The organism is Yoonia sp., from assembly GCF_030731595.1.
In the GTDB taxonomy this organism is placed as follows: Bacteria; Pseudomonadota; Alphaproteobacteria; order Rhodobacterales; family Rhodobacteraceae; genus Yoonia.
In genome coordinates, this window is sequence record NZ_JANQTS010000049.1 from 1 (window position 1) to 4,869 (window position 4,869).

5 protein-coding genes are annotated in these 4,869 nt (G+C 59.3%); all 5 read right to left on the reverse strand.

Annotated features, from left to right (window positions below; translation table 11 throughout):
- On the reverse strand, positions 1–388 hold a 388-nt coding region (locus NWQ23_RS04855), incomplete at its 3' end, for an FAD-dependent oxidoreductase (RefSeq protein ID WP_306165124.1).
- Positions 389–450: 62 nt separating this feature from the next.
- Positions 451–861 carry an MAPEG family protein gene (locus NWQ23_RS04860; RefSeq protein ID WP_306165125.1) on the reverse strand — a complete coding sequence of 137 codons (411 nt, stop codon included), beginning with the start codon at positions 859–861 and terminating at the stop codon, positions 451–453.
- 1 nt (position 862) lies between these two features.
- A complete protein-coding gene (locus NWQ23_RS04865) occupies positions 863–1,249 on the reverse strand; it encodes an MAPEG family protein (RefSeq protein WP_306165126.1) in 387 nt (128 codons plus the stop codon).
- 238 nt (positions 1,250–1,487) lie between these two features.
- The gene (gene odhB, locus NWQ23_RS04870) at positions 1,488–2,684 is read right to left on the reverse strand and encodes a 2-oxoglutarate dehydrogenase complex dihydrolipoyllysine-residue succinyltransferase (RefSeq protein WP_306165127.1); all 1,197 of its coding nucleotides are present in this window, start codon (positions 2,682–2,684) and stop codon (positions 1,488–1,490) included.
- The coding region (locus NWQ23_RS04875; protein WP_306165128.1) for a 2-oxoglutarate dehydrogenase E1 component at positions 2,681–4,869 on the reverse strand (2,189 nt) is incomplete at its 5' end. The genes odhB and NWQ23_RS04875, both read right to left, overlap by 4 nt.

Consider the following 4,869-nt stretch of genomic DNA (forward strand, 5'->3'; position numbering starts at 1 on the left):
GGACGTCGTCACCGACCTTGACCTTGCCCGCTGCGGGGATGCTGGCCCAGCCTTTTATCCAGTCTACCTTGTTCTTTTTGAACAGAAATTCAATGCCACCAGTGTTCTGGGCAATCGTTTCGTCCTTATAGGTCAGCATCTGTTTCCAGTCGACCGACGGGGCTTTGCCCTTCAGGCCCATAGAGGCGAAATTATGTTCCGCCTCGTGCAGCATATGGGTCGCGTGCAGCATCGCCTTGGAAGGTATGCAGCCCACGTTCAGGCAGGTGCCGCCAAGCGTGGCGCGGCCTTCGACGCAAGCCACTTTCATGCCCAGTTGGGCGCAGCGAATGGCGCAGACATAGCCGCCGGGGCCGGCACCGATTACGATGACATCATAGCTGGACATGGGGGTCTCCTATCAGGTGCAAGATTCAGTACAGAAGCTGTACAGAACCTGTACGTACAATTTCAAATCAGCGCTGACACTATCATCAGCAGGGTTGCGAGGAATCCCACCGCCCAGATCAGCGACCGCCAAGGGGCAAGGCCGAAGTAATAGGCGGGGACATAAAGGATCCGGGCGCCGAGATAGGTCCAAGCGCAGGCGGCGGTCAGGCCGGTGCCCTTGTCACCCAAAGTGACGACGACCACGGCAAGAGTGAACAGGATCAGCCCTTCGAAATGGTTGTTGAGCGCGCGAAAAAGGCGGCCCGTCTTGGGGCTGACCTGATCAAGCAGCGGCTGACCAAGGCGGGCGGGATCACGCGGCGACAATGTCTTGGCCACGCCCAGTTCGATATTGGCAGGGACGGCCATAAGGACGTATTGCACGCCTTGGAGGAGGCCCGCGAGGGCAAGGACTGTGAGTTCGGGGGTCATATCAGAACAACGGCACGATCATCATGGCTAGACCAAAGAGGGATGCGAACCACGCGACGGAGCGGATCAGCGGGACGCCGGAGGCATAGGCGGGAATGTAAGCGATACGCGCCCAGAACCAGACTGCTGCACCAAGTGCGGATGTGGCGTTGCCCAGTCCGGTCACGGATAGGATCAGCGCGAGGGCGATAAAGGCCGGGAAGGTTTCCAGATAGTTGCGCAGTGCCCGTTCGATGCGGGCGGCGACGACATTCTGGTCGCGTTTTTCGTCCTGCGGACCGAGTGCCCAGCCAAGGCCTTTGCTCAGATCGCTGAAAGTGGCTTGGACCAGCGTATGGGCGATCAGGAGAATGACGCCGTAAACGAGGTATTGGAGTTCGGGAGTCATAGGAATTCCTTTGTGTCACAGTAACGTATGTGAATTTACCTTGCCGTTTATATCTTGAAGATGCGATCCACTAGCAATAAATCCGCCCGGCCTGCCGGGTAGCGCCCGGTCCTCCCCCACGTGGAGGGCGCTTTTGCGGCGGAGCAACTTGCCGCATCGTCGCATTTACATGCCATGATTTGCCAAGTTTCCACGTCGCAGCGCCCACCCCGAGGTCCGTGCGCCGCCCTCTGTTGCATTAGAGGTCCATCAACAAACGCCGAGGGTCCTCGAGCGCTTCTTTCACCCGCACAAGGAACGTCACCGCCCCTTTGCCATCCACGATCCGGTGGTCGTAGGACAGCGCCAGATACATCATCGGGCGGATCACGACCTGCCCGCCGATCGCCATCGGGCGGTCCTGGATTTTGTGCATCCCAAGGATACCCGACTGCGGGGGGTTCAGGATGGGCGAGGACATGAGCGAGCCGTAGACGCCACCGTTCGAGATCGTGAAGGTGCCGCCTTGCATTTCGGCCATGCTCAGTTTGCCGTCGCGGGCTTTGGCACCCATGGCGGCAATGGCCTTTTCAATGGCCGCGAATGACATCTGGTCGGCGTCGTTAATCACCGGCACCACAAGGCCCGTGGGTGTACCCGCAGCGATCCCCATGTTGACATAGTTCTTGTAGACGATGTCGGTACCGTCGATTTCGGCGTTGACCTCTGGCACTTCGTTCAGCGCATGCACGCAGGCCTTGGTGAAGAAAGACATAAAGCCCAGTTTTACGCCGTGTTTCTTCAAGAACAGGTCTTTGTATTCGTCGCGCAGGGCCATCACCTCGGTCATGTCGACCTCGTTATAGGTGGTCAGCATGGCGGCGGTGTTCTGGCTGTCTTTCAAACGCTTGGCGATGGTCTGGCGCAGACGGGTCATCTTCACCCGCTCTTCGCGGTCGGCCTGATTTGCAGATACGGGTGCGCGTGGTGTGGCGACCGGCGCAGGGGCAGGGGCGGCCAAAGCATTCAGCACGTCCTCTTTCATCACGCGCCCGTCTTTGCCGGTGCCTTGCACGTCCGACAGGTTATTCTCGGCCATCAGTTTTTTGGCTGACGGGGCGTCTTCAACGTCCCTTCCCTTTGTTTGGGGTGCGGGGGCCTCAGCCTCTGCTTTGGGTTCTTCTTTCGGCGTTTCCGCTTTGGGTGCGGGGGCGGCGTCGCCTTCGGCGATCTGCGCCAGCAATGCGTCAACGCCCACGGTTTCGCCTTCGGCGGCCACGATTTCGGACAGGGTGCCAGCGACGGGGCTTGGCACCTCGACTGTGACCTTGTCGGTTTCCAGCTCGCAGAGCATTTCGTCGACGGCCACAGCATCGCCCGGTTTCTTGAACCATGTGGCGACAGTGGCCTCGGTCACGGATTCGCCAAGGGTGGGGACGCGGACTTCGGTGCTCATTGCTTTGTTCCTTCGATGGTCAGCGCATCGTTCACGAGGGCTGCTTGTTCTGCTTTATGTTTGCTGGCAAGGCCGGTGGCAGGGCTGGCCGAGGCCGCGCGCCCTGCATAGACAGGCCGTGTGTGTTTGGCGCCGATCCGTGTCAGCACCCATTCGATATTGGGTTCGATAAAGGACCATGCGCCTTGATTGCGCGGTTCCTCCTGACACCAGACCATTTCGGCGTTCTTGAACCGCTCGAGTTCCTTGACGGCGGATTGTGCCGGGAAGGGATAGAATTGTTCGAAGCGGAGCAGGTAGACATCCGTGATCCCGCGTGCATCGCGTTCTTCCAGCAGGTCGTAGTAGACTTTGCCCGAACACATAACCACGCGCTTAATCTTGTCATCCGCGACCAGTTTGGTGTCGGAATTGCCGTGCTGCGCATCGTCCCAGAGAACGCGGTGGAAAGATGATCCAACGGTGAATTCTTCGCGCTTGGACACGGCCATCTTGTGCCGCAACAATGACTTGGGCGTCATCAGGATCAGCGGTTTGCGATAGGTCCGGTGCAACTGGCGGCGCAGCAGGTGGAAGTAGTTGGCCGGTGTCGTGCAGTTGGCCACGATCCAGTTGTCGCCGCCGCACATGGTCAGGAACCGTTCCAGACGGGCCGAGGAATGTTCGGGGCCCTGTCCTTCGTACCCGTGCGGCAGAAGGCAGACGAGGCCGGACATCCGCAGCCATTTGCTTTCGCCGGAACTGATGAACTGGTCGAACATGATCTGCGCGCCATTGGCGAAATCACCAAACTGCGCCTCCCACAGGGTCAGCGCGTTGGGTTCGGCAAGTGAATAGCCGTATTCAAAGCCAAGCACTGCATATTCCGACAGCATGCTGTCGATGACCTCATACTGGGCCTGCCCCTCGCGGATGTGGTTGAGAGGGTAGTAGCGGTCTTCGTTGTCTTGATTGATCAGACCCGAATGGCGGTGGCTGAATGTGCCGCGCGTACAATCCTGACCGGACAGGCGTACCGGATAGCCTTCGGTCAGCAGTGACCCGAAGGCCAGCGCCTCGCCTGTTGCCCAATCAATGCCTTCGCCGGTTTCGAACATCTGCGCCTTGCTTTCCAGCAGGCGTGCGACGGTCTTGTGCAGCGCAAAGTTTTCGGGCGCTTTGGACAAGGCTTCGCCGATTGCGTTGAAGGTCGCATCCTCTATCGCAGTCACTCCGCGCTGATAGTTGTCGTCCTTGCGATCCAGATGGGACCACTTGCCATCCAGCCAGTCGGCCTTGTTGGGTTTGAAGTTCTTGCCGGCCTCGAACTCCTCGTTCAGGTGCGCCTGAAAGGCGGCCTTCATGTCTTCGATCTCGCCTTCAGGGATCAGCCCGTCTTTGACCAGCCGTTCGGTGTAAAGCGTCAGCGTCGTCTTTTGCTTTTTGATCTTGTTGTACATGACCGGGTTGGTGAACATCGGCTCGTCGCCTTCGTTGTGACCAAAGCGGCGGTAGCAGATGATATCCAGCACCACATCCTTGTGAAACTTCTGGCGGAATTCGGTCGCCACACGGGCGGCATGGACCACGGCCTCGGGATCGTCGCCGTTGACGTGGAAAATAGGCGCCTCGACCATCAGCGCGATATCGGTGGGGTAGGGGCTGGAGCGGCTGAAGTGCGGGGCGGTCGTGAAACCGATCTGGTTGTTCACCACGATATGCATCGTACCGCCGGTCCGGTGCCCCTTGAGGCCGGACAGACCGAAGCCTTCGGCCACAACGCCCTGACCCGCAAAGGCCGCATCGCCATGCAACAGGATCGCCATGACGCGGGTGCGGTCCTTGTCGTTCTTCTGGTCCTGCTTGGCGCGGACCTTGCCCAGCACGACGGGGTTCACCGCTTCAAGGTGCGAAGGATTCGCCGTCAGGGACAGGTGAACCGAGTTGTCATCAAACGCACGGTCGGAGGAGGCACCCAGGTGATATTTCACGTCGCCTGACCCGTCCACATCTTCGGGTTTGAAAGACCCACCTTGGAATTCGTTGAAAATCGCGCGGTAGGGTTTTTCCATCACGTTCGCCAGCACCGACAAACGCCCGCGGTGGGGCATGCCGATGATGATTTCGTCAATGCCTAGCTGACCGCCGCGCTTGATGATCTGCTCCATCGCGGGGATCAGGCTTTCGCCGCCATCAAGGCCGAAAC

Coding starts and splice junctions, on each gene's coding strand:
- NWQ23_RS04860 (WP_306165125.1), bottom strand. CDS start 861: ATGACCCCCGAACTCACAGTCCTTGCCCTCGCGGGCCTCCTCCAAGGC.
- NWQ23_RS04865 (WP_306165126.1), bottom strand. CDS start 1,249: ATGACTCCCGAACTCCAATACCTCGTTTACGGCGTCATTCTCCTGATC.
- odhB (WP_306165127.1), bottom strand. CDS start 2,684: ATGAGCACCGAAGTCCGCGTCCCCACCCTTGGCGAATCCGTGACCGAG.